Genomic DNA, 26,982 nt, shown 5'->3' on the forward strand with positions numbered 1-26,982 from the left:
GAAAAAATGAAGACTGGAAATGTGAGAACTAAGAATAATATGAGCTTTTTCAAAAGGTTATATTTTAAAGGATAAATTTATAAAATTTAATCAAATTGATAAAGAATTATTTCAATGGTAAATTTTAGTAATTTTTTGTGTTTTTCAAAAGAAAAAACCAAGCAAAAATGCTTGGTTCAATATTATAAGATTGCTTCTCTTACTCTGGTTAATTTTCCTAATAAATCGTCGAGCAAATCCAGTTTAAGCATATTTGCGCCATCTGATTTTGCACAAGAAGGATCAGGATGTGTTTCAATGAAAATTCCGTCTGTTCCTACTGCAATTCCAGCTTTTGCGATGGTTTCTATCAATTCTGGTCTTCCTCCTGTTACTCCTGAATTTTGATTCGGTTGTTGAAGAGAATGTGTAACGTCTAAAATCACTGGCGCATAATGTTGCATGGTAGGAATTCCTCTGAAATCTACCACCAAATCTGTATATCCGAAAGAATTCCCTCTCTCGATAATCGCCACTTTATCATTTCCTGAATCTAATACTTTTTGCACTGCAAATTTCATAGATTCTGGCGAAAGAAATTGTCCTTTTTTCAAAGTCACGGCTTTTCCCGTTTTTGCTGCAGCTACTACCAAGTCTGTCTGACGAACCAAAAACGCAGGAATCTGCAAAACATCTACTCCATAAGAAGCTGCGAGTTCTGCATGAGCGTTTTCGTGGATATCTGTAGTAGTAGGAATATTAAAATGTTCTCCTACTTTTTTGATGATTTCTAATGCTTTTTCATCACCAATTCCTGTGAAACTGTCTACTCTGCTTCTGTTGGCTTTTTTAAAACTTCCTTTGAAAATGTAAGGAATCTTATATTTATCTGAAAGTTTTACAATTTTTTCGGCAATTTCAAATGCCATTTCTTCGCCTTCAATAGCGCAAGGACCAGCAATTAAAAAGAAATTTTTAGAATCTTTGTGATGAATTTTATCAAGTAATTGTATCATTATAACTTTAAATTTTAGATTTTAGGTTTGTGATTTGTTGAATAAAATCTTCTGTATTTTCTGGTGAAAGCATGTAGATTTTCCCAGATTTCATGGTAATTTTTACTTTTTTATAAATATTGGTTACGTACCAAACATCATTTCCATTAAAATAGCCAAAATATCCAAAAACGCCTCCTGCTCCAAATGTTCTGATGTTTAATCCTAACTTTTCTACTTTTTCAACATAAGAAATATCTTGAATTGAAATTTTAAAATTAACAAAAGCATTTTTTACATGGATTGCATTTTCACTCAAACTGATTTTGGGAATCATAAAATAAGCAAAAATAAAAGCTCCTGAAAGAATGCTACCCAAAGTAATTAATGCGAATTTAGGTGCATCTGTATTGAACATGAAAATAACCATTCCAATAGAGAAAAAAATGTATAAAATGGTGTAAAATAACGTCCATTTATCCATTTTGGCATTCGCAAATTCTTTCATATCATTAGTTTTAGGCAAAAATAAAAAATTCCGCTCAAAAAGAACGGAATTTATATTGATTTAACATTTTTAGAATTTAATGATAGAAGCCATTTTTTCGTTCTCTTCCATTACCAACTCATCGTCTACCAAGATTTTACCAGAATGTTCATCAATGATAATTTTCTTACGCTGAGCGATTTCCATTTGTTTCTGTGGCGGAATGGTAAAGAATGAACCTTTTGGCGCACCTCTTTCTAGACCTACTACTGCTAATCCGTTTCCAGAATTATTTCTGATTCTTTTGTAAGAAGCTAATAGTCTTTCGTCTATTTTTTCTGCAAATTCTTTAGATTTTTCTAATAAATAATCTTCTTCTTTTTGAGTTTCAGAAATTAAAGCATCAAGTTCGTTTTTCTTGAAGTTTAAGTGATTTTCTAACTCTCCGATTTTACCTTTCAACTCATCTAAAAGTTCATTTTTGTGAGCGATTTTTGCAGTAAATTCTTTGATTTTCTTTTCAGCCAACTGAACTTCTAAATCCTGAAATTCTATTTCTTTAGCAAGCGCTTCGAATTCTTTATTATTTCTTACGTTGTCTTGTTGAGATTTATATTTCTCCATCAAAGATTTAGAATGATTAATAACTTCTTTTTTGTTATTAATGTCATCATTTAAGTCTTTAATTTCGTTTTCGAATTTTTGTGCTCTCTTGTTAAGACCTTCGATTTCGATTTCTAAATCTTCTACCTCAATTGGTAATTCACCTCTTGTATTGCGGATTTCGTCTAATCTAGAGTCTATGATTTGTAAATCATAAAGGGCTCTTAATTTTTCTTCTACTGAAATTTCTACAGTTTTTTTTGCCATATCTTAAAAGAAATAATTTACAGGGTTGGTTTTTTCTGTGGATTTTGAGAATGCAAATGTAGGAAATTTTTCCGACAAAATCTCAACTAATTGCTCAGTAACAAATTGTTCTGACTCGAAATGTCCTATATCACAGATGATCATTTGGTTTTCGCTTTGGAAAAAATCATGGTATTTTACATCTCCCGTTAAGTAAGCATCACATCCAGAAGCTTTTGCTGCCGAAATTCCACTTGCTCCACTTCCACCTAAAACGCCTACTTTTTTGATTTTTTTATTCAAAAACTCAGAATGACGAATCACATCTAAATTGAATTTTTCTTTCACGAATTTTAAGAAATCTTTTTCTTCCATTTCTTGTTCTAATTCTCCGTATCTTCCTAAGCCAACGTATTGATTATCATTCTCTAAAGCATAAAGTTGATATGCCACTTCTTCATAAGGATGCGTAGATTTCATCGCAGACAAAATCTGATTCTTTTTGAAACCTTCAAAAATCACAGAAATCATTTCTTCATCAGCATTTTCTCTCACATTATAAGTTCCCAAAAATGGATTAGAACCTTCAATCGGTCTGAAAGTTCCATTTCCTTTCACCGAAAAACTGCATTCATCATAGAAACCAATATTTCCTGCACCTGCTTCAAATAAAGCATTTTTCACCTTCTCTGAATAATCAGACGGAACATAAACTACCAATTGCAGAAGATTTTCTGACTTTGGCATCAGAATTTTTTGATTTTTCAAGCCTAATTCATTACAAATTCTATAATTCACGCCGAAATAGTCATTATCAAAAGCTGTGTGAATCGCATAAATCGCAATTTTATTTTCGATGGCTTTTAGAACTGTGCGTTCTACATAATTTCTACCAGTAATGGATTTTAACCCAGAAAAAATAATTGGGTGAAACGTTACAATCACGTTACAATTCTTCGCAATAGCTTCATCTACAACGTTTTCTAGCGCATCATGACAAACCAAAACACCCGAAACTTCTCTGGCAGGATTACCACAAAGCAAACCTACATTATCAAAATCTTCAGCTTGTTTAAGCGAAAATAGTTTATCTAATTCTGAAGTAAATTCTTTTAAAATCATTTTCAAATAATTATTCTGAAAAGTTAAGTTTTACAAAAATACAACTTCATTCTTACTTTTATCTTCTTGAAATCTAAATATTTCTCTTATTTTTGACAAGAAGAAGTTGTCACTTGATTAAAATACCAAAAAAACACTTAATTTTCTATAAAATGCAGAAAAGAGAACACAATTTAATTGCAGAAGATACTCCTTGGAAAAAGAAAATTTTCAGGATTATATATTTTTCTGATACGCCTTCAGGAAAAATTTTTGACTTATTGCTTCTTTTGATGATTATCTTGAGTACTTTCATTGTTATGATGGAAAGTGTTCAAAAAGTAGACGAACATTATCATTCTCTTTTGGTAAGCTTAGAATGGCTCATTACCATTGCTTTTACGATAGAATATATTTTGAGAATTTCTGTGGTTAAAAACAAGAAAGATTATATTTTCAGTTTTTTAGGCATTATAGATTTTTTATCACTTCTTCCGTTTTTCTTGAGCTTATTTTTCCCATTCACGAAGTTTCTTTCTATGATTAGACTCTTGAGAATGCTCAGAATTTTTAGAGTTCTCAATTTATTAGATTACATGAATGACGGCCAATACATTGTTCAAGCACTAAAAAACAGCTCTAGAAAAATTTATATTTTCCTTCTTTTCATAATGATTTTAGTGACTATAATTGGTTCACTGATGTTTGTTATAGAAAACGGAAATAACGGATTTGTAGACATTCCGACTTCCATTTATTGGGCAGTTGTAACCATTACTACAGTGGGTTATGGTGATATTTCTCCAGTCACTCCTTTAGGAAAATTTTTATCCGTCATTTTAATGTTATGCGGTTATAGCATCATTGCTGTTCCTACAGGAATTGTAACCTCTGAAATGAGAAAAAAAATGGCCAAAACTAGACTTTGCGACAGATGTGGAAATAGTGAAAATGATGAAGATGCAAGATATTGCAAGACTTGTGGCGAAAAACTTATGGAATTAAAATAAACTTATCATCTTCTAAATAGCCTTTCATCAAAACTAAAACTTTCTATTTTCAAAATTTTAATTTGATTAAAATTTTTATGTATCGGATTTATCAAATAATTAAATTCACCTTGAACTGTCGCAGAAGGAACTTTCAGTACCAAAAATTTCTGCTCTTTCAGAAATTTATCTCCTAACATTTGAGTAGAATTAGAGTGCGGAAATGTTTGCCAATCTTTTGGTAATCTTTTCAATTCTAAAAAATCTTCATCAGGAACTTCAATATGTACCAATTGAAAATCTTTTGGTAAAATCCCAAGCGGAACATGAACTGCAATTTCTGTAACGCAAAGCGCAATACTTTGAGAAGTAAACAGCATAGCATTTCCTCTGCTATTCCACCTTCCTCCAACCAATTCAGCTCCTTTTCCAGATAAATCATTGGCAAATTGTGCTTTTGAAAGTCTAAAAACTATCATTACTTTATCCTGCATTAAGCTAAAACACCGTGCTCAATACGAACCAATTCATCCATTAATAAATTTATGCCAAAAGAATTTTTAAGTAAATCTCTTGGTATAATGTTTCCTAGAGCAAGGTTTTCTGTTTCTAGCCAAGTAGAAAAATTCTCTCTACTGCCGAAAACTTCTTCTCCTTTACTGTGTAAAATTTCAATTTGCATAATACGCTCTGACTGTAAAGCATCAAACGTTTTTGATTCTTTTTGGTAGCGTGATAAGGTTTTATTAGAAATATGTAAAAACTCCGCCCAATTTTGGAGCGTAAAACTATATTTTTTTATAATATTTTCGAAAGCAGTAAAAGAAATCCCTTTATTAATAGAATCTATAATAGCAAAGACGCTTCTGTCATCAATAGAAGTAAAACCTACTGAAGTACCATAAAAAGCGGTGGTTTCTTGCACAAGTTGCACTTCTTTTTCTCCTTGTGTATAAACTTTATTCTTTTTCATCTCATAAATATTTACACAAATATAAGACTTTTGTCTAAAATAAAAAGACTTTTGTCTATTTTTTTTCTATAATAGTTAAAAAAGAAAATAAAAAAACGCGCTAAAAAGCACGTTTTTCTTAAATATATTGGGAGTAATATTATTTTACTTTCACCAATTCTACATCGAAGATTAACCAAGCATTTGGTGGAATTACACCTCCTGCTCCTCTTGTTCCGTAACCTAATTCAGATGGAATTAATAAAGTAGCCGCTTCTCCTTCTTTTAGAAGTTGAATTCCTTCATCCCAACCTTTGATTACTTGACCAACTCCGATTGGAATCTCAATAGGTTCACCTCTTTTGAAAGAATTATCAAATTCTTGTCCGTTTGTTAATTTACCAGCGTAGTGTACAGAAACCATATCACCCGCTTTTGGAGCTTTTCCTTCTGGATTAGTTTTTGTGATTTTATACATTAAACCAGAAGCCGTTTTAGTCATTCCTGCTTTTAAATCTTCTAATTTTTTAGCAGCTTCTACTTCTTGTTTAGCGATGTAAGCTTTGTTGTTTTCTTGGATTTTTACCTTCCCTTCGTTGAAGATTTTAGCAGCGTCATATTTTTCGTATGCATCACCCTTAGTGAAAACAGTCACTTTTACAATTTTAATTTCTTCTTTTGGTCTGTCTTGAGCACCAGTTTCAGAATTAGCAATCGCATCAATTACATCTTCTCCTTTGATAACTTTACCAAAAATAGTATGTCTTCCGTCTAACCAAGGCGTAGGAACTTCTGTGATGAAAAACTGAGAACCATTAGTGTTAGGTCCAGAATTTGCCATAGAAAGGTAACCTTTTCCTTCGTGTTTTAGATCGTTTTCCTCATCATCAAACTTATAACCAGGATCTCCCATTCCTGTTCCTTGAGGATCGCCTCCTTGAATCATAAAGTTTTTAATCACTCTGTGAAAAACAATTCCGTCATAATAAGGAACTCCTTTTGCTTTTGCTTTATTTTCGATAGTTCCTTGTGCAAGACCTACGAAATTAGCTACTGTAACAGGCGCATCTTGATCGAAAAATTGGATAATTAATTCGCCTTTAGAAGTTTCCATTTTAGCGTAAACACCGTCTTGAAGACCGTTGTAAAAATCTTTGTCTATATTCATTTTTTTATAAATTGGAGTACAATTAATTAAAGTAATAATTGCAATAGTTAATAAAATTATTTTTTTCATTTTATGGATTTACAAAATTTTAATTTTAATGATTAAAGGCATGTCATTTGGAATTTTTTCATCATCTCCGTACGTTCCAAAAGCCAGAACTGAAGGTACTAAAAGTGTAGCTTGTTCCCCTTTTTTCATATAACGTACCGCATCTTCTACTGCTTTTAGCTCTTCAAATTTCCCTAATGGAGCATCTATGTTTTGATTAGGCTTTTCATAAAGTTTTTCTTGGTTGAAATCGTATAAAACATATTCATACGAAACCAATTCACCATCTTTTTTCTTAATTCTAGATTCAGAATCACTGATATCCGTCCAATAATTTAGTCCTGTAGAATAGAACTTTTTGTCTTGCTGGTCTATCCAATCTTGAATTTGTTTTCTTTCTAATAAATTGAGATTTTTTGCTCTATTTTTAGATACATTTAAGTCTTCTTGCGACAAAACACCACCAACTGGAGGATGAGCTGGCGAATTTTTAACACAAGACAAAAGTGATAATAATGAAATGAAAACTACCTTTTTCATATAGACTGCGAAAATACTAATTACTCAATAAATAACAACGAAAAAACCGAGAAAAGATTTCCTCGGTTTAAAATATTTAAAGTCTTATTTCTAAGCAGTTTCTAAAATATGCTTTCCCACTTTCATTCTCCATCCAAAAGGATCTTCAGCTTTATTGGTTTGAATGTCTACCAATGCTTTTTTAAGAGTTAAAGCAAAACTTTCTTCTTCTGAAAGCTCTGGTAAAGTTAATTTTTGGTCTTTGTAACCAATCGCTTTGAAAACGCTAGTTACTACGGCAGTTCCTACTCCCCAAACTTCAATTAACTCACCTTTTGAATGTGCTTCTAGAACTTTAGCAACTTCTACTGGCTCTACTTTTACGTCAATGCCATTGTGTTTTGCTAATTGAAGGAAACTATCTCTAGTTACTCCATTTAGAATTTTTTCAGAAGTTGGCGGTGTGTAAATAGTATCGTTTATTCTAACAAAAACGTTCATTGTACCACTTTCTTCAAAATATTTGTGAGTAGCATCATCTGTCCAGATGATTTGCTCATAACCTTCTTCTGCAGCTAATTTTGTTGGATAAAATGAAGCAGCGTAATTTCCTGCAGCTTTAGCAGAACCTACTCCACCACTTGCAGCTCTAGAATAAAAATCTGAAATTTTTACGGAAACTGGCTCTGTGTAATAACTTTGCACTGGAGTTGCAACAATCGCAAACATATATTTATTAGCAATTCTTGCTTTTAAAGCTTCTTCCGTTGCAAAAATTAGAGGTCTAATGTATAGTGATTTTCCTTCTCCATAAGGAATCCAATTCCTATCCATATCTACTAATGCTTTTAAACCACCGATAAACATTTCTTCAGTGATTTCTGGCATTGCAAGACGCTTTGCTGACTTATTAATCCTTTCGAAATTTTTCTCAGGACGGAAAAGATACACTTCACCATCTTTATCTTTATAAGCCTTCATTCCTTCAAAACAAGCTTGCCCATAATTTACGCCCATCATTGCTGGTGTAAAAGGTAGCGGACCATATGGCATAAGCCTTACTTCACCCCATTTTCCATTTTCGTACTCACATACAATCATATGATCTATAAATGCTGTACCAAATCCAATGTTTTCTGGATCAAATTCCCCAATTCTTGAGTTTGAAGTTTTTTGAATTATCATTTTAAAAATTTTAATTGAGTTTCTACAAATTTAATATAATTTTTTAAATATCAAAATTTTAATTTATTTTTGACAAAAAATACTTTGAAAAGAGAAATAAAAACCACATTAGACGGAAGTAAAACATTGTATATCAATGATTTAAATGAACACTACCATTCTCACAATGGAGCCATCCAAGAAGCAAAACATGTATTTATAAAAAATGGATTAAAAAATGTTTATGATTACGAAATCAACATTTTAGAGATGGGATTTGGCACAGGTCTTAATGCTTTAGTCACAATTAATGAATATTTGAAAAATGACAAAAATCATGTTTTTCACTATTTCACATTCGAAAAATATCCCGTAAATAATGAAGAAATCGTAGAATTGAACTATGCAAAGCATTTTACATTCGAAAATGCGCAAGAAATTTATCAAAAAATCCATGAATTAGAATGGAATAAAACACATGAAATTTTGCCAAATTTCTTTTTTACTAAATACAATTTGGATTTTTTCAAGATAAAAGAGATAAATTTACCTGCAATTAACTTAGTGTATTATGATTGTTTTGGCGCAAAAGTTCAACCAGATTTATGGGAAAAGCCGCTATTTGAAATCGTAAAAAGTAAAATGAAAGAAGGTGGATTACTCACTACTTATTCTTCAAAAGGAAGTGTGAGAAGAATTCTAAAAGAACTTAATTTCGAAGTCACTAAATTAGAAGGCCCAAAAGGAAAACGCGAAATGATTAATGCCGTTTTGAAAGAACAAAGTCAAAAGTAAAAAGAGCCAATTAATTTAAAAAAATGATAGATAAAATCAACATAAGAGTTTACGCCATTTACATCAATGAAAATCAAGAAATAATGGCTCTAGATGAAGGTTATGCCGGACAAAAACTGATAAAATTACCTGGTGGCGGTTTAGAATTTGGCGAAGGAACCTTAGAATGCCTTCACAGAGAATTTGCAGAAGAACTTAACCTAAAAATAAATGTTGTAGAACATTTTTATACTCAAGAAGATTTTTTGGTTTCTAGATTTAGAGAAAACGAGCAATTGCTAACTATATATTATAAGGTAGATATTTTAAATCTTGATGAATTGCAGATTTTAGATGAAAGCATAGAAAAAATAAAATGGATTTCCTTACATGAAGAAAACCCATTAGAATTGCCTATTGATCAAATCGTTTTTCAGAAACTGAAGGAAAAATTATCGTAAGATTTCGTCTAAAACTTTAGCAAGTCTTAATCCACCTGTTAATAATTGTTCTTCTAACAACCCTGAAAATTTATAATTGTAATCATAACTGTAAACACCATTTGGCTTGGTCTGCGTGTAGATTCTATTGGCTTTCGTGTAACTGTCATACAACCAATTTTCAAGAGTTCCGCTTTGTATTTTTTGGATTTCCTCTTTAGATTTATAATCTAGCACTTTAGCAAACTCTTTATATGAATATCTTTGATAATCTACCAATTTAGTATCCCATAAACTATGTAAATTCGTTTGGTCTTTATTAAAAGTTAACTGGATTAAATTTCCACCTAAATCTTCAGCTCTTCCTACGTGCATTGGTTGATGTAAATCTCCCATTAAATGAACCAAAAACTTAAGCGCTACAATTTTTTCATCTTTTGATGAATTTTTGTTGGCAATAATTTCTTTTTGCTTAATAATTTGATTGTAAAGATTAGGCGTATTAAGTTCTTTTAAAGACTTCTCAAATTCTGTAAAATTCTGGTTGGGTTTCACATTCACATAATGCCAAACTTCTGTTTCTTTATAGGTATTTAGCGTATCAGATTTTACGAAATCTGGCCAGTTGGCAATAAACGCTAGATTTTGTTTTCCTATAATCTTTTTAAGCTTACGTTTAGATTTATTTGAAATGTGATTTTCTGCAATTTCTGCAATGGTTCTATGCCCAATAATTCCCCATGAGTAAGCTTCTGCTGAATATAAAATGCTTACCGTAAATAATAGTTTGAATAAAAATTTCATGTTATTTTTTTGTTTTAAAATCTCTGTATCCTTCATAAGGCTGCAAATATCCTAAATTCCAATTAGAATACAAAAGAGATTCTACAAAAGCGTCTTGTCTATTAGCATGCGGATCATAAGGTTCTTTAATGTCTACATCTGCAATATTTCCTTTTACATTCCACCAAAAAGCACTCCAGTTTCCACGTAATTCTTTTATGATTTCGTACACAGTTTTTCCTGTAGCTCGGTGCATTAATTTGGCAAAAATCCTACCTTCTGTAGTCGTCAAATCCCTTAATTGGGTTTCATATTGATTGGCGAGCCCTTCTTGTCTTTTTCTGATGTAAGCTCTTTTTCTATCATCATCTATTTTAGAAAGTTCATCTTGAATATCTCTGTATTGCTCAAGAGCGGTAATGAAATAAGGATAAACTCTATTCAATTTTTTATTGAGAAAATAATAGAAATTACGGTCAAGTTGGTTATTAAAATGCGGTCTCTGCATGAGAAGCAACTCATCCATCACCACTACTTTTTCTCCGTTGATTTCGTAAATTCTAGCTTTTTGCTTTTCGTCGTAATAAAAAATATTCCCGAATTCATCTTTTTGAAGTTTTTCTTTTGGAACATCTTTTAGTGCCTTCAATTCTATTTTTATAGTATCTTGTTGAGCCTGAAATGATAAGCTAAACAACAAAAGAAATATGGTGAAAATGTTCTGAAATTTCATTATTTTTACCTGAATTAAAATTTAATTTTAAGTATCACAAAAATCGTTCCTTTATATGAAATTTGAAAATAAATCTTTAAAATTTTTAGAAAAATATTTGAACACTGCTTCACCAACTGGTTTTGAGCAGAACGGACAGAAAATTTGGGCTGATTATATTAAGCCTTATGTAGACGAAATAAGAGTAGACCACTATGGAACTTGTTACGGAATCATCAATCCAGAAGCGGAATTCAAAGTAGTGATAGAAGCTCATGCCGACGAAATTTCTTGGTACGTAAATTACATTTCTGATGATGGAATGATTTACGTAATTAGAAACGGAGGTTCAGACCAAATGATTGCTCCTTCTAAAACGGTACACATCCACGGAGAAAAAGGCATTGTAAAAGGAGTTTTCGGTTGGCCAGCGATTCATACCAGAAGCGCAAATCCTCATGAACCAGTTCCGAAAATTGAAAATATTTTCATCGATTGCGGTTGTATATCTAAAGAAGAAGTAGAAAAACTGGGAATTTATGTAGGATGCATGATTACTTATCCCGATGAGTTTTTTGAACTTAATGACCGTTATTTCGTTTGTAGAGCGCTAGACAACAGAATGGGCGGATTTATGATTGCCGAAGTAGCGAGACTTTTAAAAGAAAACAAAAAGAAACTACCTTTCGGCTTATATATTACCAATTCTGTGCAAGAAGAAGTAGGTTTATATGGAGCAACGATGATTGCACAAACTATTAAGCCAAATATCGCTATCGTTACAGATGTTACTCATGACACCACTACTCCACACATCGAAAAGAAAAAAGAAGGTCACATGAAATGTGGAGACGGACCAGTAATTGCTTATGCTCCTTCTGTTCATCACATCATCAGAGATTTGATAACAGATACCGCTAAGAAAAAGAAAATTCCTTTCCAGAGAAACGCTTTAAGCAGAGCAACAGGAACCGATACAGATTCTTTCGCATTTTCTAACGGAGGTGTTCCTTCTGCACTGATTTCTCTACCATTAAGATATATGCACACTACCGTAGAAATGGTTGCCAAAGAAGATGTTGCCAATGTTATTAAACTCATTTATGAAACATTGCTCCAAATAAAACCAGGTATGCAGTTGAAGTATTATTAAACATTCAAGATATAATTATGAAAACAAAAAATTTAAATTTAGATTTAAATAAATACGAAATTTTTCAAGATAAAATTGACAATAATATTTTATATGCTTTAGAAAAAGAGAAATCTGAAACACTATATTCTTTATTATTCGAATATGAAAAAAAACATGAGGAAATTCCAGAAAGTATAAAATTTGACTTATATAAATTAACAATAGTAAAAGAGGAAAGAAATGATATTTTTTATGACTTAATACATTCAAATTTGTTTAGTATTTCTCTTAAAAATGTTGAACGTTTACTCATAAATTTTTTTTAAAATTCAATAAATCTATGATTAACAAAACAGTAAAAAACGTAACAGAAGCTTGTGCTGATATTCAAGACGGCGCTACCATTATGCTCGGTGGTTTCGGTTTATGCGGAATTCCTGAAAATTCTATCGCCGAACTCGTAAAAAAGGGAGTTAAAAACCTCACTTGTATTTCTAACAATGCTGGCGTAGATGATTTCGGGTTGGGTTTGCTTTTACAGAAAAAACAAATCAAGAAAATGATTTCTTCTTATGTAGGCGAAAACGCTGAATTTGAGCGTCAATTACTTTCTGGAGAATTAGAAGTTGAGTTGATTCCTCAAGGCACTTTAGCTACTCGCTGTATGGCTGCAGTTTACGGAATGCCCGCAATTTTCACTCCAGCTGGTGTAGGAACCGAAGTTGCCGAAGGAAAAGAAGTGAGAAATTTTAATGGAAAAGATTATTTGTTAGAATATGCTTTTGACGCAGATTTCGCAATTGTAAAAGCTTGGAAAGGCGATACTGCAGGAAATCTCATTTATCGTTCTACCGCTAGAAATTTTAATCCAATGATGGCAATGGCTGGTAAAATTACCATTGCCGAAGTAGAAGAATTGGTAGAAGCTGGCGAACTAGACCCAGACCAAATTCACACTCCAGGAATTTATGTTCATAGAATTTTCCAAGGTGAAAATTATGAAAAACGAATTGAGCAGAGAACTGTAAGACCAAAAAAATAATAAACACATTAGATTTTAAAAAAAGTTGAAAACAAATAAGAATTTTTAAAGAACACATCAGTTGAAAATCTTTAATTTTCAAAACCTTATATGTTCTAGTTTTCATCAATTTTATCTATAATCTAATGTGACTCATGTGTTAAAATATTAAAATATGGCTTTAACAAAAGAACAAATTGCAATGAGAATTGCAAAAGAAATACAAAACAACACATATGTAAATCTTGGAATTGGGATACCAACTTTGGTGGCTAATTATATTCCTGAAGGTTTTAATGTAGTGCTACAATCTGAAAACGGAATTCTAGGAATGGGACCTTTTCCCTATGAAGGTGATGAAGATGCAGACCTCATTAATGCAGGAAAACAAACCGTTACTTTATTAAAAGGAGCATCTATTTTTGATGGCGCAACAAGTTTTGGAATGATTAGAGCTCAAAAAGTAGATTTAACGATTCTTGGAGCAATGGAAGTTTCTGAAAATGGAGACATTGCCAATTGGAAAATCCCAGGAAAAATGGTAAAAGGAATGGGTGGTGCAATGGATTTAGTTGCTTCGGCGAAAAATATCATCGTAGCGATGCAACAAGTGAACAAGCATGGCGAAAGCAAACTTTTACCAGCATGTACTTTGCCTTTAACTGGTGTAAAATGTATTAAAAAAATTGTTACAGAATTAGGCGTTTACGAAGTAAAAGATGGCGAATTTCATTGCTTAGAAAGAGCTCCTGGAGTTTCTGTAGACGATATTAAAAAAGCAACTGCTGGAAAATTAATGATTGATGAAAATGTACCTGAAATGGTATTCTAAAAATAACCAAAAATTAAAGGAACTTCAATTGAAGTTCCTTTTTTATTCTAAAATATCAGAATAATCATCTTTTTTCAGGACATGCGAAGCAAGCGAACAAAGTGGTTTCACTTTTAGGTTTTTATGCCTTGCATATTCTACAGCAATTTTCACCAATTCTGTGGCAATTCCCTTACCAGAATATTTTTTATCTACTTCAGTATGAGTAATTTTCATTACTCCATTTACAATATTAAAATCGATATGCCCGATTTTATGCCCTTCTTCAGAGACTTCGAATCCTTTGACCAATTTACTAAATTCCATTTGTGTTTTTTTGCTAAATATAGAAAATTATTTTTTCCGTACCAATTCTTTTCTCACACGGCTCAAACTTTCTGGGGTAATCCCTAAGTAAGACGCCACCATCCATTGTGGAACTCTTTCAAAAATATTAGGATAAGTTTTCAAAAAATCTACATATCTTTCTTCTGCTGTCGCACCTAATAATTGCGTAATTCTTTTTTGAAGACTGCTTATATGTTTGTGCAATAAAACATTCTGTTTCGCAATAACTGAAGGTTGATTTTCCGCTAAAAAATCAAAATATTCTGGCGAAAGCACCAAAACTTCTGAAGGTTCTACCGCATCTATGTAATAATCTGAAGGTTGATTAAGATAAAGACTACTTCGGTCTACTAAAATCCAGTTTTCGGGAGCAAAATGCAAGATGTGCTCTTTACCATTTTTATCAATGCTGTACATTCTTAGTAAACCTTTATTCACAAAAAATGTATCATTACATACTTCGCCAGGTTGTAAGAAAAACTCACCTTTTTGTACATTTTTTACTTTGATTTTCTCACTACAAAACTGTACGATTTCTATAGGAGCATCAAGTAATCTAGAAATTTGAAATTGAAAATTTTCCAATTGTTTTGTTTTTATAATGCTAAGATAAGACTTAAATCAATATTATCATGTGAAGCATGATGAATAACTTGACCGTTTTCTATAACTATAATTTGTGGACTCTGATGAATGACCGAAAATTTTTGGGCAATTTCATTAGAAATATCGCGATGATTTAATAAATCTAAATAATAAAATTTTGGCAAGTCAACAGATTCTAACTCTATTTGTCTTTCAAAATTTCTAAGAACTGTTTTGCTAATCATGCATCTGGTAGAATGTTTGAAAATCACTACTTTTCCTAGTTTTGATGCTTCGATTGCGGCTTCTAAATCTTCTGAAGACTCGATTTTATTCCAAAACTCTTTCAGAGAAGAGCCATTAGAATTTCCGCCAAATATATTGTTAAAAATACTCATACATTAAATTGTTTTAAATGATGATGAAGATGTTTATACTCTAAAAATCCCCAGTCAAATTTCGTCATTTTCCCGAATAATTGGTGAGTTTTGGGCAAATTATTTTGTGATGCATTCCAAACATATTCATCTAAAGTTGCCAATAAATATTTTTTACTTTCTAAAAAATCACAGGTTTCGTTTACTATCACTTCTTGGAAGGTAGGCATATTATGCGGAATTCCGTTATTGAAAATTCTGATTTCGTGTTTGGTAATTACACCAATAAGCCGAATAAAAAAATGAGGATGCTTTAGTTGTAAATTTTTATTGGGAATTTCTAGGATTTTAGCTCAATGCACCATCATTTGTGAGACATTCATGCTTCCCCATTTTCTAGGAGAATTCTCATGTAGAAGATGTATTCTATTGATGATTTCTTTTACGTCTGAAAGATTGTGTAAAGATTTTCTCACTTTTTTTAAAGCAAAATAATAAAAAAGAGCGTTATAAAACGCTCTAAAATTTCTTTATTTTCTTACAACATTTTCAGGTTGTTGACTTCTAAATCTGTAAGAATTCGCCAGTAGCCTCGTTTTACATTTTTCTTGGTAAGTCCTGCAAACATTACCCTGTCTAGCGCTTCTACTTCGTAGCCCATTTTCTGGAAAATTCTACGCACTACTCTATTCCAACCAATGTGAATTTCTATTCCCACCTCATTTTTAGGTTTTCCATCGATGTAAGAAATCGCATCTACTTCTGCTACACCTTCTTCTAATCTAATTCCGTCTGCAATAGCTTGCATATCTTCTTTAGAGATTTTTCTATCAAGCGTTACGTGATAGATTTTTTTCATGTTAAATGATGGATGCGTCAATTTTTTAGTCATGTGTCCATCATTCGTCAATAAAATAACTCCAGTAGTACTTCTGTCTAATCTACCAACAGGGAATAAACGATAAGGCGAAGCATTTGCCACTAAATCCATTACGGTTTTGCGCATTTTTTCGTCCTTGGTTGTAGAAATATAACCTTTTGGTTTATTTAGCAAAACATACACTGGTTTTTCTGGTGTAATTCCTTGTCCGTCAAAAACTACTCTATCTGTTTTCTGTACTTGGTAACCTAATTCTGAAATTACTTTACCATTAACTTCTACCAAACCTTGAGTAATTAATTCATCCGCTTCTCTTCTGCTACAAATTCCAGAATTGGCAATATATTTATTTAAACGAATGGTTTCTTTGTTCTCAGATTTCGCTAGTTTTTCTAGACGTCTTTTTTGAACGAAAGATTTTGCTTTGTCTTCGTCTTTTTCAAATTTTTTGAAAGGCTTTTTGCTTAACTTCAGATCACCTTTTACATATTTCTCTCTAGAATCAAAAGTTTTTTCTCCACCTCTTTTCGGAGTATCAGTTCCTCTTGTTCTCTTTGGTTTATCAAATGAAGGTTTTGAGCTTTTAGGTGAGGAAGGTCTCCTCTCAGAATTTCTATTGTTACTTTTTCCTGAATTTCTTTCTCTGCTCATAAATAATAAATTTTTGCAAAGATAGTGAATTTTTGTTGGATGATGATTGTAGGAAGCGTAATGATAATTTTTGAACCGTTAAAACCTCTCAAAAATCCCGTTGATCAACATAAAAATTACGCCAATAAAAACCCAAATTCTAAAGAAGTTAATCACCCAAAATAATTTAGATTTTTGATATGTTAGAATAGGAAAACTCATTATAACAAAGAAAATGATGCTTAATGAGAAATAACCCAACATATAATTGGTTTTCGGAATTAAGAAAAGTAACAGAATAGATACCAAAACATTTGCAAAAATCACAAACCCGATGACAATATAACTTACTTTTTTTCCAAAAACATTGGCAATCGTATTATAGCCAAAAACTCTATCTACATTACTCGTCAAGACATCTTTAATCAAATCAATGGTTAACATAATTAAAAATAAAAACGCTGCCATTAAAAATAATTTGTACGAGAAATGCTTGTAATAAACCAATAAACCAAAAAATGGATACAGTGTCAAGCTCACAAATGTAAGATTATTAATAATGAGCATTTTGCTCAATTTATGACTGTAAAACCAAATGATAAATTGATAAATCAAGAAAAAAATAAGAATTCTCCAAGAAAGAACCGCGGAAATTCCCAACGAAAAAATATTGAAAATAACATAACTGTACAAGAAATATTTTTCTTTCAAGAAACTTTGTAATCTGCTTCTAAAAGGCTTTTCTACTTCATCTTTTTCTTTGTCATAAAAACGGTTGATAATTCCGCCTGCTGCAATACTCAGCATCGCACAGAGAATAATTCCGTGAACTTTATAATCGAAAACAAATTTCCTGAGACTTTCTTCTTGGTTAAAAAGAAAAAAAGTAGAAACATACAACGTAAATGTAAACAATGCCAATACAAAAATCCTCGCTCCTAAAAGCAAACTCACCAATTGAGATAAACGATGAAGAATGGGATTGTTACTCATTAGATTTGAGATTTTAGATGTCAGATTTCAGAGAAAAAATTTGAAAATTTCAGACTTCTTTATAAAAATCTTAAAATCTATAAATCACTTCTTTGTTGAAGCCTTCTAGCATTTTATCAGCTTTTTCGTAGTCTTTGGCAAAACCAAGAATATAACCACCGCCTCCACTTCCGCAGAGTTTTAAGTAATATGCATTGGTATCAAGACCTTTTTTCCAAGCATTGTAAAGATTGGTAGGAATCATCGGTTTGAAATGAACATAAGCCCATTTAGAAAGGTCTTTCAAGTGTTTGAAAAACGGCGTCATTTCTTTGTTCAAGAAAGTATCAATACAAGCATTATTATACTTAATGAATTCTTCTTTCAACGTTTTTCTGAAACCTTCATTTTTCAATTTTTCGAAGAAAATTTGAACCATCGGTCCAGTTTCGCCTACAGAACCAGAATCTATTAAGAAAATTGCGCCTTTTCCAGCTTCTTCTTTTGGAATAGAAACTTTGTCTACACTTTCTTTGTTTTCAATGAGAATCGGAAGGTTCATGTAACAAATCAATGGGTCAATTCCCGAAGATTTACCATGAAAATAAGACTCTAATTCTCCCAAAACTTTTTTCAAATCTTTTAATTGATTTTTAGAAATCTCTTCCGGATTGTATTTAATGAAAGAATATTTTTCGAAAATAGCTGCCACCAAAGCTCCAGAACTTCCTACTCCATAACCTTGCGGAATATTAGAATCAAAAAATAATCCTTTTTCGATATCTTTTTTGAAGGCTTCTACATTAATTTTAAAAGCTTCAGGAAGATTTAATTCAGATAAATATTGAGCGTATTTAGATAGAGATTCGTTTGATTTTTTCTCGAAATCAGATTGATTTTCAGAGAATTTAAGCGTGCCTTTGTAGAAACTGTACGGCAAGGTTAATCCTTGAGAATCTTCTATGATTCCGTACTCTCCGAAAAGCAATATTTTAGCATAAAATAACGGGTTCGTCATTAATCTATTCTATGTTTGGTAATGCAAAGATAATAAAAAATCTTTTTCTAGGTAAAGATACTGATTATCAATAAAATCTATAACAAATTTTCTATGATAATTGTCTCTATTTCTTTTGATTGATTCAATGTCATAAAATGAGTTCCATCTTTAATTAGATAATCATACTTTATAAAATTATGTGGTAAAATTAAATCACTATCTCCTTGAATATGAACAATATTTTCGGAATAATTTTCATTTTTCCAGTTCATTATTTGATGTAAAGCCCATTTCAAAAAATGTTTATCCGTATTTTTGATAATGTCTTTTAAAAGATTTTTTTCAAAATTGGTTTTCGCTCCAAAAACTAAATAAGTTAAGGAATTCAATCTTTTCAAAATTGAACTTGGAATAATTCTTAACAAATTTAATTTGCCTAAAAATCTGTAATAAAAAGGGATTTCAAACTTTGTTTTAGCAGAAGATAAAAGAAAAACTTTCTTGAATTTTTTAATTTTTGAAATTTCAACAGAGAGAATTCCGCCAAAAGAAAGTCCGATTAGAATTGCATTTTCATCTTTTATATTCTCAGAAATTCTTAGAGCGTAGTTTTGCAAAGTTTCATTTTCTAGTGGCAAATCCCAATCAATATGAACAACTTCAAAACCTTCAAAAGAAAAATTCTGAAACATTCTTTTGTCAGCTCCAAGTCCACTGATGATATAGATGGTTGGTTTCAAAATATTAATTCAAGACATTGCGTTCCTACGGAACGCTAAAAATTTGCAATAAACTTTTTACACACATTTCGTTCCTATGGAACGGTAACATAAAATTTTACATTTGATTTTGTTCCTCCGCTTCTTCCATCAATTTAAGATAAGTGATATATCTGCTTTCCAAGATTTCGCCAGTTTCTAAAGCCTCTAAAACAGCACATTTTGGTTCATTAATGTGTTTGCAATTATGGAATTTACACTCTCTTCCTTTTTCAAAAATTTCTGGGAAATAATGTTGAATTTCTTCTTTTTCTACGTCTATCATTGCAAATTCTCGAACTCCAGGTGTGTCTATTACAGCACCTCCAAAATGCCAAAAATGCATTTGAGCAAAAGTAGTGGTGTGCTTTCCTTTATTATGCGTTTCAGAAATGATATTGGTTTTCAAGTTCAAATCAGGTTGAAGTGCATTTGCCAAGGTAGATTTTCCAGCTCCAGAATGACCGAAAAACACACATGTTTTATCTTTTAAAATTTCTTGAAGTTTATCTAAATTCAGTTTTTCAGCAGAAGAAACTTGCAACGTTTGATAACCTAAATTTTCGTACATGGCTTGCAATTCCTCAACCAATTCTACTTCTTCGAAATTCAATAAATCTATTTTGTTAAAAAGAATGAGAACGGGAATATTATACGCTTCACAACACGCTAAAAATCGGTCTAAAAATCCTAAAGATGTTTCTGGAGATTGCAAGGTAAAAATAATACACGCCAAATCTAAATTACTCGCAATAATGTGTGCTTCTTTAGATAAATTCACGGATTTCCTGATAAGATAATTTTTGCGAGGTTCTATTTTGGTAATCCACGCAATATCATCTTGCTCCAATTGAAATTCTACAAAATCACCCACAGCCAAAGGATTGGTGAGTCTGGTTTTGATCAGTTTAAATTTCCCACGAATTCTCGCCTCGAAAACTTGCCTAGTTTCCAAATCTAAAACTTGATACCAACTTCCTGTAGATTTTGTGATGAGTCCTTTCATTGTAGGCAAAGGTAAAGGTTAAGATTGAGATTTTAGTGAATTTACTGTCATAAGTAGAAAATCTAAAGATTTAGAGTAATCTAATTCATCATAAAAATCACCTAATTTTTGTATATTTTTATAATATAACTGATGATTTTGATAATAATTTTTCTCTAAAGTAATACTTTGTGCATTTAAACCAAATTTTGAAATTAAAAACCACTTTTCTAAAATCCTTGCACTTCTACCATTGCCATCATTAAAGGGATGAATATTTACAAAAACCAAATGTATAAGAGACGCAAAAAAGAAGATTTCAAACTCATCTAATTCTTCTTCAATTAAATATTCAATATCTTCAAAAAGTTTATTTAATTCTGTGGGTACTAAAAAATGATCACAAGCTGTATAGACAATTCTATCATTATTATCCATCACAACCATCATGTTATCCCTAACTTTTCCTCTTTCACTTTCAGGCAATAAATTTGCACTTAATAATTGATGAATTTTTATAAAATTTTCATAATTTAGTTCTAGTTCAGGCAATTCTGTATAAGCGTTATATAAATCATCAATTTTTTTAGTTAAATCAGGCAAAAAACTCACATTCATCAACTTATATTTAAGATAACTATCTGCATCCATTTTTTCACCTTCTATTTTTGATGAATAAATTGATGAAACAGAATTATAAAATTTAAAATAATCAATAAAGAAAGCATCTTCGTCATTTGCTTTTTGATTCATTAATTGCATGGGAGAAAAATTTATTTCTTTTCTAAATTTTTCTAATAAATCTGTATTTAAAATTTTAAAATTCATCACTGCAATTTACGAAATCTTCTCGCAATAAAAAAACACGCTTTTCAGCGTGTTTTCTTGTTATTTATCAATCATGATATTGTTTTGAACTTCAATGGATTCTTCGTGAATGGCTTTGAAAACTTTTTCTATAAAATCTTTGCCCATTCCAGATTCTTCGGCTCTTGCAGAGGCATATTCTGCAATCACTTTCCAACGGTCTGGCTGGAAAATAGCGATGTTATTCTCTTTCTTCAATGCTCCAATTTTTTCAGAAATTTTCATTCTGTTTGATAATAATTCTATTAATTGGAAGTCGATATCAGAAATTAAAGCTCTGTGTTTGCCCATTTCTTCATCAAATCCAGAAATATCTGAGTTTCTGATTTGTAGATTTCCTAACATTTCAGCCAAAACTTCTGGCGTAATTTGTTGAGCTGCATCACTCCAAGCTGCATCTGGATTGCAGTGAGATTCTATCATCGCTCCTTCGTAACCTACGTTAAATGCTTCCTGAGTAACATCTGAAAGTAAATCTCTTCTACCACAAATGTGAGAAGGGTCTACAAACATCGGGATATTCGGAAATTGGTGTTTAAAATCTAATGCGATTTGCCAATTGGGTAAATTTCTATATTTTGTTTTTTGATAAGATGAAAATCCTCTATGAATAACACCTAAGTTTTTCACATCTTGACCTAAAAGTCTTTCTAAAGCACCAATCCAAAGTGCTAAATCTGGGTTTACAGGATTTTTCACCAAAACAGGTTTATTGGTTCCCTTTAATGCCACTGCAATTTCTTGAACGGTAAATGGATTTACGGTAGAACGCGCCCCAATCCAAAGAATATCTACATCTGCTTCTAGCGCTGCATAAACGTGATGCGCATTGGCAACTTCAGTTGCTGTTTTGAAGCCAAACTCGTCTTTTACTTTTTTTAGCCAATTAAGACCGATAACTCCTACTCCTTCGAAACCATTTGGTTTGGTTCTTGGCTTCCAAATTCCTGCTCTAAAAACGGGAACTTCTGCACCACTTTCTTTCAATCTTTGTGCAGTTTCCATCATCTGTGCTTCTGATTCTGCACTACAAGGTCCTGCTATAATTAATGGTTTCGGGAACTCATTAATCCAATCGTTTTGTAAATCTTTTAAATTCATACTTCGTGATTCTTACAACTTTTATAAAATACAGAACACGCAATAAGCGTGTTCAATTATGTACTTTTTTGAAATATTTTTCAAATATAGAAAATTACGACTATTTGTTTTTATTTTTTTTCAATATTTTCTTGATTTAGAACCTTTTCGATGTATTTTTCTTTCAGAACATCATAAAAAGCTCTCTTGGTTACAAAATTACAAACCAAAGAAGCGAGAACGGCTCCTAATAAAAGAAAAAAGATGATACTATGTCTGTCTGTCATTTCAAATATAATAATTGCGGAGGTAAATGGCGCTCTGGTAACTCCTGTAAGAAAAGCAGTCATCCCAATTAAAATCAATAAATTAGCATTATCTCCTGATAATTGTAGCAACTGAGCAATTAACGCTCCAAAACTTGCTCCAGAACTTAATGAAGGGGCAAAAACACCTCCTGCTCCACCAAAACTGAAAGTAGCAATTAAACCATTCATTCTCAAAAAAGGCAAATACCATTCTACCGATTTATCTGAGGTGAAAAGCAGTCTTTCCATTAATTCTTTACCAGAACCCATAACTTCGGTTCCGAAAAAATAGATGAAAGTTGCCACAAAAAATCCACAGAAAAAAACGATAAAAACTTGTTGATAATTTTTCTTAAATTTCTCAAAAAAACTCATCAATGCAATGATAATGCTACACATTTTACTTCCAAAATACCCAGCGACAATAGCCGTAATAAAAATCCCTACAAAAACCAGCCAACCAGAGTAATTGGTTTTAGGATAACCTAGGTACAAGTAACTGCCACCAAAACCTTGCGCAGTGAGACCAGCGATGATAACTGCTACAAAAAGTGGAGATTTAATATACTTAATATGAGTTTTGGCTAATTCTTCAATCGCAAAAATAATTCCTCCAAGTGGCGTGTTAAAAGCTGCGGCTAAACCAGAAGCTGCTCCCGCAATCATTACATTTTTTTCGGAAATCGGCACCCACCATTTTGGCAATCTTTTATGAATTTCCACAAAAATAGAACCCGCAATTTGAATGGTTGGACCTTCTCTTCCTGCAATTCCACCACCAAAAACTTTTACGGCACTTGCTAAAATTTTGATAATGATTATTCTCAAACTCAGAAATCTTTTAACGAGATGATGTGTATTTGGTTTTGACAATTCTACTGAAGCCATGACTTGCGGAATTCCGCTTCCTGCAGAATATTTGGCAAAAGTTCTTACCAAAAACCAAGAAATGAAAAAACTCAAAGGCGTGATGATGAAAATATATAATTTATTTTGATGAAAAATTTCGTGAGACCATTTTTCTGAAAAGGTGAATATTTTACTGTACAAAAAAGCCACAAAACCAGTGATGAATGAAGCCAATAAAAAAGGTAAAAACTGTAAAAATTGCTTTTTGAGAGTAGAATTGGCATAAGTGGTTCTTTGGTATACATTTTTAAAATAAGAAATTAGATTTCTTACAATAAAATTTTTCCTAATAGGAACCAGTAATCTTTTGTAATGAAAATTCATTAAATATTTTTTTACATGATTTGAAGCTTTAAAATTTATTTATAAACTTCTACATTTGATTTATTGAGTCTTTTCTCAATCCAGTTTTTCAGTTTTATTTGGTCTTCATCTGTAAGATTTTCTGATGCTTGATAAATAAGTACAGGTTTTTCAACCAATGAATCACCTTGTGCAAAACTGAGTTCAGAAACATTTATCGCATTAATATTTGGAAACAAAACTTGAGCTTCTTTAAGCAACTGCATGTTATTTTCTAAAGATGAAGTTTGATTTTTTAAAGCTAATAATTCTTTATCTCTTTCAGAATTTTTATTGATTTCATTAAGAATATCGTCTTTTAAAACTTCTAAATTTTGATAATTATTCGCTTTAATAATAAGTTCGGTATTATTTAGACCAATTTCTGAAAGACTTTGGTTCATTTTTTTTATTTCATCTTGAGTAAAATTTCTCTTTAAGAAAGCCAATTCTATTTTTCGAGGATTGCTTAAAAAATTTATTTTTTTGTAAACCAAAGTATTTCCTTTTTCTATAAATTCTTTTTCAATAAACTGGTCTGCTTTAATCCTAAATTCCTGTTCTTTATATAATGAATAGGCAAAATAAATACTTGGCAAAAGAACCAGTAAAGAAAGTAGAGTTATCAAATTTTGCACTCTTTTTCTCTCCTTTAAATCTACAAATTTAACCGATGGATATTTTAGAAATTTAACAATCAAAAATGTAGAAATCCCTATAAAAACACAATTAATTGTATAAAGAAATAATGCTCCAAAAAAGAACTTAAAATTACCTGTTGCCAAACCAAAACCTGCTGTACATAATGGTGGCATAAGAGCTGTAGCAATGGCAACCCCAGGAATAGGATTTCCTTTTTCCACTCTAGTTATTGCAATAACACCAGCTAAACCACCAAAAAAAGCAATAAGCACGTCATAAATATTGGGAGATGTTCTTGCTAATAATTCTGATTGAGCTTCTTTGAAAGGACTAATATAAAAATAGATGGTAGAAACTAATAAACTCGCAATGGTAGCAATAAACAAGTTTTTTAATGATTTTTTTAGTAATTCAAAATCAAAAACACCAAGTGCAAAACCAGCGCCTACAATAGGTCCCATCAAAGGAGAAATAAGCATGGCTCCAATTACCACTGCTGTAGAATTTACATTAAGACCTACAGATGCTACAAGAATAGCAGCCATTAGAATCCATAAATTAGAACCAGAAAAAGAAATATTATCTTTTACGTTTTCTAAAACTTTTTGTTTGTTTTCTTCTCCTTTGTGTAAATCTAATAGTCTAAACATGATATGGAATTTTTAACTTAAATCTAACTTCATCAATTCATCTAAATCTTTTAAAACAGGATTAATTTCTACATATTTTTGGAAAATATCTCTTTTCGTTTCTTGTTTTTTGATGAGTTTTTTGTCTTCTCGGTAAGAAACTTCTATTTTGTAGTTATTGACTTTTCTCTTGAAATGATTAAAAAATTGCGCTTGAACTTTCTCAAACTCAGTTTTTACCAAATCCGAAGGATATAAAATCTCCACTACATTTTCTTCCTTTTTATGAAGTTTTGCTGTATTTACGGCAAAATAGGTGACTTGGTCTTTTATAAATAAATCATTTAGAAAAAATTGCCATTCTGTTTGTAAATCTTTCTCGGTGAAGTGATGATCTGGTAAATCTTCTTCTTTTTTCTGAGGAGTGACAACTACTTCTTCTTCCTCTTTTTTATTGAGCGTAGCAAGAATACTAAATTCTGAAACAATGGTTTTCTTAACAATTGGTTCAGTAATTTTTTGAACAGTTTTTGGAACAGATTCTTCTGGTTTTTTTGTTGATGGTAAAGTTTCTTGTGGTTTTTCTGGAACTACTTTTGGCTTTTCGTTTTCCTTTTTACGAAATAGTGGCGCTAGAATTAAGAACTTTTTTTTTTATCATCACTTTTCGCAGCAGTAAGACTGGCCAACTGCATCAAAGCGATTTCTACCGTTAATCTTGGATTTTTAGAATTTTTGTAATTAATATCTGCATGATTACAGATTTCTATAGCATCTATGAGTTGCTGTGCACTCCAATTTTTGCTCTGTTCAGAAAACTTTTGTTTCGTGTTCTCACCTACTTCTATTAAAGCAAGTGTAGAAGCATTCTGTGCCATCATTAAATCACGGAAATGACTTCCCAATCCACCAATAAATAAATGTGGGTCAAAACCTTTTTTAATAATATCATTAAAAGCAGTAAGGATTCCCGGAATGCTATTTTCTTTTGCTAAATCTACAATTTTCAAATATTGATCGTAATCTAGAATATTGAGAACTTCTGCGGCTTTAGCAAGCGTAATATTTTTTTGAGTAAAAGTAGTAAGTCTATCAAAGATAGAAAGTGCATCTCTCAGTGCTCCATCTGCTTTTTGCGCAATTAAAAACAATGCATCATCTTCGTAATTTACACCTTCTTTTTCGGCAATTTTTCTAAGATGTTCCTGTATATCTTCGATAGTGATTCTTTTGAAATCATAAATCTGACATCTTGATAAAATGGTAGGAATAATCTTATGTTTTTCGGTAGTTGCTAAAATGAAAATAGCATGAGCTGGTGGTTCTTCTAATGTTTTAAGAAATGCATTAAATGCTGCTGTAGACAGCATATGAACCTCGTCTATAATATAAATTTTATATTTCCCAACTTGTGGAGCAAAACGAACTTGGTCTGTTAAATCTCTAATATCATCTACCGAGTTATTAGAAGCAGCGTCTAATTCAAAGATATTATACGCAAATCCGTCTTCTGAGGTAGAACCATCTTTTTCGTTGATTTTTCTAGCCAAAATTCTAGCACAAGTAGTCTTTCCTACACCTCTCGGTCCGCAGAAAAGCAACGCTTGAGCCAACTGACTATTTTCTATGGCGTGTTCTAAGGTATCTGTAACGTGAGATTGTCCTACAACAGTGTCAAACTCTTGCGGACGATATTTTCTTGCGGATACGATAAAATTTTCCATTGGTCAAAAATAGGGAAAT

At 31.6% G+C, this 26,982-nt stretch carries 34 protein-coding genes; 7 read left to right on the forward strand and 27 right to left on the reverse strand.

Features of this window, described 5'->3' with window-relative positions:
• Positions 1 to 182: 182 nt before the first annotated feature.
• From kdsA to KKQ76_RS04735, 4 genes are all read right to left on the reverse strand, one after another.
• The gene (gene kdsA, locus KKQ76_RS04720; RefSeq protein ID WP_104793681.1) at positions 183 to 995 is read right to left on the reverse strand and encodes a 3-deoxy-8-phosphooctulonate synthase; all 813 of its coding nucleotides are present in this window, start codon (positions 993 to 995) and stop codon (positions 183 to 185) included.
• A 7-nt stretch (positions 996 to 1,002) separates the two neighbouring features.
• Positions 1,003 to 1,482, reverse strand: a complete 480-nt coding sequence (locus tag KKQ76_RS04725) for a PH domain-containing protein (RefSeq protein ID WP_104793682.1) — start codon at positions 1,480 to 1,482, stop codon at positions 1,003 to 1,005.
• Between the two features lie 69 nt (positions 1,483 to 1,551).
• Positions 1,552 to 2,331, reverse strand: coding sequence for a zinc ribbon domain-containing protein (locus KKQ76_RS04730; protein WP_069798437.1), 780 nt, complete (start codon positions 2,329 to 2,331; stop codon positions 1,552 to 1,554).
• Positions 2,332 to 2,334: 3 nt separating this feature from the next.
• The gene (locus KKQ76_RS04735) at positions 2,335 to 3,432 is read right to left on the reverse strand and encodes a Nif3-like dinuclear metal center hexameric protein (RefSeq protein ID WP_213196048.1); all 1,098 of its coding nucleotides are present in this window, start codon (positions 3,430 to 3,432) and stop codon (positions 2,335 to 2,337) included.
• Positions 3,433 to 3,584: 152 nt separating this feature from the next.
• Between KKQ76_RS04735 and KKQ76_RS04740 the strand changes: the two genes are divergently transcribed.
• The gene (locus KKQ76_RS04740; RefSeq protein WP_213196049.1) at positions 3,585 to 4,421 is read left to right on the forward strand and encodes an ion transporter; all 837 of its coding nucleotides are present in this window, start codon (positions 3,585 to 3,587) and stop codon (positions 4,419 to 4,421) included.
• Between the two features lie 5 nt (positions 4,422 to 4,426).
• Here the strand turns inward: KKQ76_RS04740 and KKQ76_RS04745 are convergent, their stop codons facing one another.
• The 5 genes from KKQ76_RS04745 to KKQ76_RS04765 all read right to left on the reverse strand — a co-directional run bounded on the left by KKQ76_RS04745 (position 4,427) and on the right by KKQ76_RS04765 (position 8,272).
• Positions 4,427 to 4,879 carry an RES family NAD+ phosphorylase gene (locus KKQ76_RS04745; protein ID WP_213196050.1) on the reverse strand — a complete coding sequence of 151 codons (453 nt, stop codon included), beginning with the start codon at positions 4,877 to 4,879 and terminating at the stop codon, positions 4,427 to 4,429.
• 14 nt (positions 4,880 to 4,893) lie between these two features.
• Positions 4,894 to 5,373 (reverse strand): type II RES/Xre toxin-antitoxin system antitoxin, encoded by a 480-nt coding sequence (gene parS / locus KKQ76_RS04750; protein WP_213196051.1) that lies wholly within the window; start codon positions 5,371 to 5,373, stop codon positions 4,894 to 4,896.
• Positions 5,374 to 5,512: 139 nt separating this feature from the next.
• On the reverse strand, positions 5,513 to 6,520 hold the full coding sequence (locus tag KKQ76_RS04755; protein ID WP_394369377.1) for a peptidylprolyl isomerase: 1,008 nt from the start codon (positions 6,518 to 6,520) through the stop codon (positions 5,513 to 5,515).
• 78 nt (positions 6,521 to 6,598) lie between these two features.
• Positions 6,599 to 7,108, reverse strand: coding sequence for an FKBP-type peptidyl-prolyl cis-trans isomerase (locus tag KKQ76_RS04760; protein WP_213196053.1), 510 nt, complete (start codon positions 7,106 to 7,108; stop codon positions 6,599 to 6,601).
• Between the two features lie 90 nt (positions 7,109 to 7,198).
• Positions 7,199 to 8,272, reverse strand: coding sequence for a branched-chain amino acid aminotransferase (locus tag KKQ76_RS04765; RefSeq protein ID WP_213196054.1), 1,074 nt, complete (start codon positions 8,270 to 8,272; stop codon positions 7,199 to 7,201).
• Positions 8,273 to 8,356: 84 nt separating this feature from the next.
• Here KKQ76_RS04765 and mnmD point away from each other — a divergent pair, with 84 nt between their 5' ends.
• Together mnmD and KKQ76_RS04775 are read left to right on the forward strand one after the other, a co-directional pair.
• The gene (gene mnmD / locus KKQ76_RS04770; protein WP_213196055.1) at positions 8,357 to 9,046 is read left to right on the forward strand and encodes a tRNA (5-methylaminomethyl-2-thiouridine)(34)-methyltransferase MnmD; all 690 of its coding nucleotides are present in this window, start codon (positions 8,357 to 8,359) and stop codon (positions 9,044 to 9,046) included.
• 23 nt (positions 9,047 to 9,069) lie between these two features.
• A complete protein-coding gene (locus KKQ76_RS04775) occupies positions 9,070 to 9,486 on the forward strand; it encodes an NUDIX hydrolase (RefSeq protein ID WP_213196056.1) in 417 nt (138 codons plus the stop codon).
• Here KKQ76_RS04775 and KKQ76_RS04780 read toward each other — a convergent pair.
• Both KKQ76_RS04780 and KKQ76_RS04785 read right to left on the reverse strand, forming a co-directional pair.
• Complete coding sequence (locus KKQ76_RS04780) at positions 9,478 to 10,269, reverse strand: S1/P1 nuclease (RefSeq protein ID WP_213196057.1); 792 nt, start codon at positions 10,267 to 10,269, stop codon at positions 9,478 to 9,480. The two genes, KKQ76_RS04775 and KKQ76_RS04780, sit on opposite strands and share 9 nt — an antisense overlap.
• A 1-nt stretch (position 10,270) precedes the next feature.
• Entirely contained in the window at positions 10,271 to 10,981 is a 711-nt protein-coding gene (locus KKQ76_RS04785) for a DUF4294 domain-containing protein (RefSeq protein WP_213196058.1), read from the reverse strand.
• Between the two features lie 55 nt (positions 10,982 to 11,036).
• On the opposite strand from KKQ76_RS04785, the gene KKQ76_RS04790 reads away from it, so the two are divergent.
• The 4 genes from KKQ76_RS04790 (at position 11,037) to KKQ76_RS04805 (ending at position 13,948) form a co-directional block, all read left to right on the forward strand.
• Complete coding sequence (locus KKQ76_RS04790) at positions 11,037 to 12,113, forward strand: M28 family peptidase (RefSeq protein WP_213196059.1); 1,077 nt, start codon at positions 11,037 to 11,039, stop codon at positions 12,111 to 12,113.
• A 17-nt stretch (positions 12,114 to 12,130) separates the two neighbouring features.
• Positions 12,131 to 12,421, forward strand: coding sequence for a hypothetical protein (locus KKQ76_RS04795; protein ID WP_213196060.1), 291 nt, complete (start codon positions 12,131 to 12,133; stop codon positions 12,419 to 12,421).
• Between the two features lie 14 nt (positions 12,422 to 12,435).
• The gene (locus KKQ76_RS04800; RefSeq protein ID WP_213196061.1) at positions 12,436 to 13,137 is read left to right on the forward strand and encodes a CoA transferase subunit A; all 702 of its coding nucleotides are present in this window, start codon (positions 12,436 to 12,438) and stop codon (positions 13,135 to 13,137) included.
• Between the two features lie 154 nt (positions 13,138 to 13,291).
• Positions 13,292 to 13,948 carry a 3-oxoacid CoA-transferase subunit B gene (locus KKQ76_RS04805; RefSeq protein ID WP_213196062.1) on the forward strand — a complete coding sequence of 219 codons (657 nt, stop codon included), beginning with the start codon at positions 13,292 to 13,294 and terminating at the stop codon, positions 13,946 to 13,948.
• A 42-nt stretch (positions 13,949 to 13,990) separates the two neighbouring features.
• Here the strand turns inward: KKQ76_RS04805 and KKQ76_RS04810 are convergent, their stop codons facing one another.
• The 16 genes from KKQ76_RS04810 to dnaX form a co-directional block, all read right to left on the reverse strand.
• The gene (locus tag KKQ76_RS04810; RefSeq protein WP_213196063.1) at positions 13,991 to 14,254 is read right to left on the reverse strand and encodes a GNAT family N-acetyltransferase; all 264 of its coding nucleotides are present in this window, start codon (positions 14,252 to 14,254) and stop codon (positions 13,991 to 13,993) included.
• A 27-nt stretch (positions 14,255 to 14,281) separates the two neighbouring features.
• Positions 14,282 to 14,860, reverse strand: a complete 579-nt coding sequence (locus KKQ76_RS04815) for a Crp/Fnr family transcriptional regulator (RefSeq protein WP_213196064.1) — start codon at positions 14,858 to 14,860, stop codon at positions 14,282 to 14,284.
• Positions 14,861 to 14,871: 11 nt separating this feature from the next.
• A complete protein-coding gene (gene ytxJ / locus KKQ76_RS04820) occupies positions 14,872 to 15,258 on the reverse strand; it encodes a bacillithiol system redox-active protein YtxJ (protein ID WP_213196065.1) in 387 nt (128 codons plus the stop codon).
• Positions 15,255 to 15,467, reverse strand: coding sequence for a hypothetical protein (locus KKQ76_RS12715; RefSeq protein WP_246501343.1), 213 nt, complete (start codon positions 15,465 to 15,467; stop codon positions 15,255 to 15,257). The genes ytxJ and KKQ76_RS12715 overlap by 4 nt, the downstream gene beginning before the upstream one ends.
• Positions 15,468 to 15,590: 123 nt before the next feature.
• Positions 15,591 to 15,713: a hypothetical protein gene (locus tag KKQ76_RS12780; RefSeq protein WP_262897642.1), complete on the reverse strand. Its 123-nt coding sequence runs from the start codon at positions 15,711 to 15,713 to the stop codon at positions 15,591 to 15,593.
• Positions 15,714 to 15,775: 62 nt separating this feature from the next.
• Positions 15,776 to 16,768 (reverse strand): pseudouridine synthase, encoded by a 993-nt coding sequence (locus KKQ76_RS04830; protein WP_213189263.1) that lies wholly within the window; start codon positions 16,766 to 16,768, stop codon positions 15,776 to 15,778.
• 78 nt (positions 16,769 to 16,846) lie between these two features.
• On the reverse strand, positions 16,847 to 17,740 hold the full coding sequence (locus KKQ76_RS04835) for a UbiA family prenyltransferase (RefSeq protein ID WP_213196066.1): 894 nt from the start codon (positions 17,738 to 17,740) through the stop codon (positions 16,847 to 16,849).
• A 70-nt stretch (positions 17,741 to 17,810) separates the two neighbouring features.
• Complete coding sequence (locus tag KKQ76_RS04840) at positions 17,811 to 18,737, reverse strand: mevalonate kinase family protein (RefSeq protein WP_213196067.1); 927 nt, start codon at positions 18,735 to 18,737, stop codon at positions 17,811 to 17,813.
• A gap of 77 nt (positions 18,738 to 18,814) precedes the next feature.
• Positions 18,815 to 19,459 (reverse strand): alpha/beta hydrolase, encoded by a 645-nt coding sequence (locus KKQ76_RS04845; protein ID WP_213196068.1) that lies wholly within the window; start codon positions 19,457 to 19,459, stop codon positions 18,815 to 18,817.
• A gap of 97 nt (positions 19,460 to 19,556) precedes the next feature.
• A complete protein-coding gene (rsgA, locus tag KKQ76_RS04850) occupies positions 19,557 to 20,483 on the reverse strand; it encodes a ribosome small subunit-dependent GTPase A (protein WP_213196069.1) in 927 nt (308 codons plus the stop codon).
• A gap of 18 nt (positions 20,484 to 20,501) precedes the next feature.
• A complete protein-coding gene (locus tag KKQ76_RS04855) occupies positions 20,502 to 21,290 on the reverse strand; it encodes a Fic family protein (protein ID WP_213196070.1) in 789 nt (262 codons plus the stop codon).
• Positions 21,291 to 21,350: 60 nt separating this feature from the next.
• The gene (locus tag KKQ76_RS04860) at positions 21,351 to 22,430 is read right to left on the reverse strand and encodes a chorismate mutase (RefSeq protein WP_213196071.1); all 1,080 of its coding nucleotides are present in this window, start codon (positions 22,428 to 22,430) and stop codon (positions 21,351 to 21,353) included.
• Positions 22,431 to 22,540: 110 nt separating this feature from the next.
• Positions 22,541 to 23,950, reverse strand: a complete 1,410-nt coding sequence (locus tag KKQ76_RS04865) for a chloride channel protein (RefSeq protein WP_246501344.1) — start codon at positions 23,948 to 23,950, stop codon at positions 22,541 to 22,543.
• 35 nt (positions 23,951 to 23,985) lie between these two features.
• The gene (locus tag KKQ76_RS04870) at positions 23,986 to 25,260 is read right to left on the reverse strand and encodes a TIGR00341 family protein (protein ID WP_213196072.1); all 1,275 of its coding nucleotides are present in this window, start codon (positions 25,258 to 25,260) and stop codon (positions 23,986 to 23,988) included.
• A gap of 12 nt (positions 25,261 to 25,272) precedes the next feature.
• Entirely contained in the window at positions 25,273 to 25,506 is a 234-nt protein-coding gene (locus tag KKQ76_RS04875; RefSeq protein WP_213196073.1) for a hypothetical protein, read from the reverse strand.
• A 371-nt stretch (positions 25,507 to 25,877) separates the two neighbouring features.
• Positions 25,878 to 26,963: a DNA polymerase III subunit gamma/tau gene (dnaX, locus tag KKQ76_RS04880; RefSeq protein WP_213196074.1), complete on the reverse strand. Its 1,086-nt coding sequence runs from the start codon at positions 26,961 to 26,963 to the stop codon at positions 25,878 to 25,880.
• Positions 26,964 to 26,982: the final 19 nt, after the last annotated feature.

The sequence above is a fragment of the Cloacibacterium caeni genome (assembly GCF_907163105.1).
Classification (GTDB): Bacteria; Bacteroidota; Bacteroidia; order Flavobacteriales; family Weeksellaceae; genus Cloacibacterium; species Cloacibacterium caeni_A.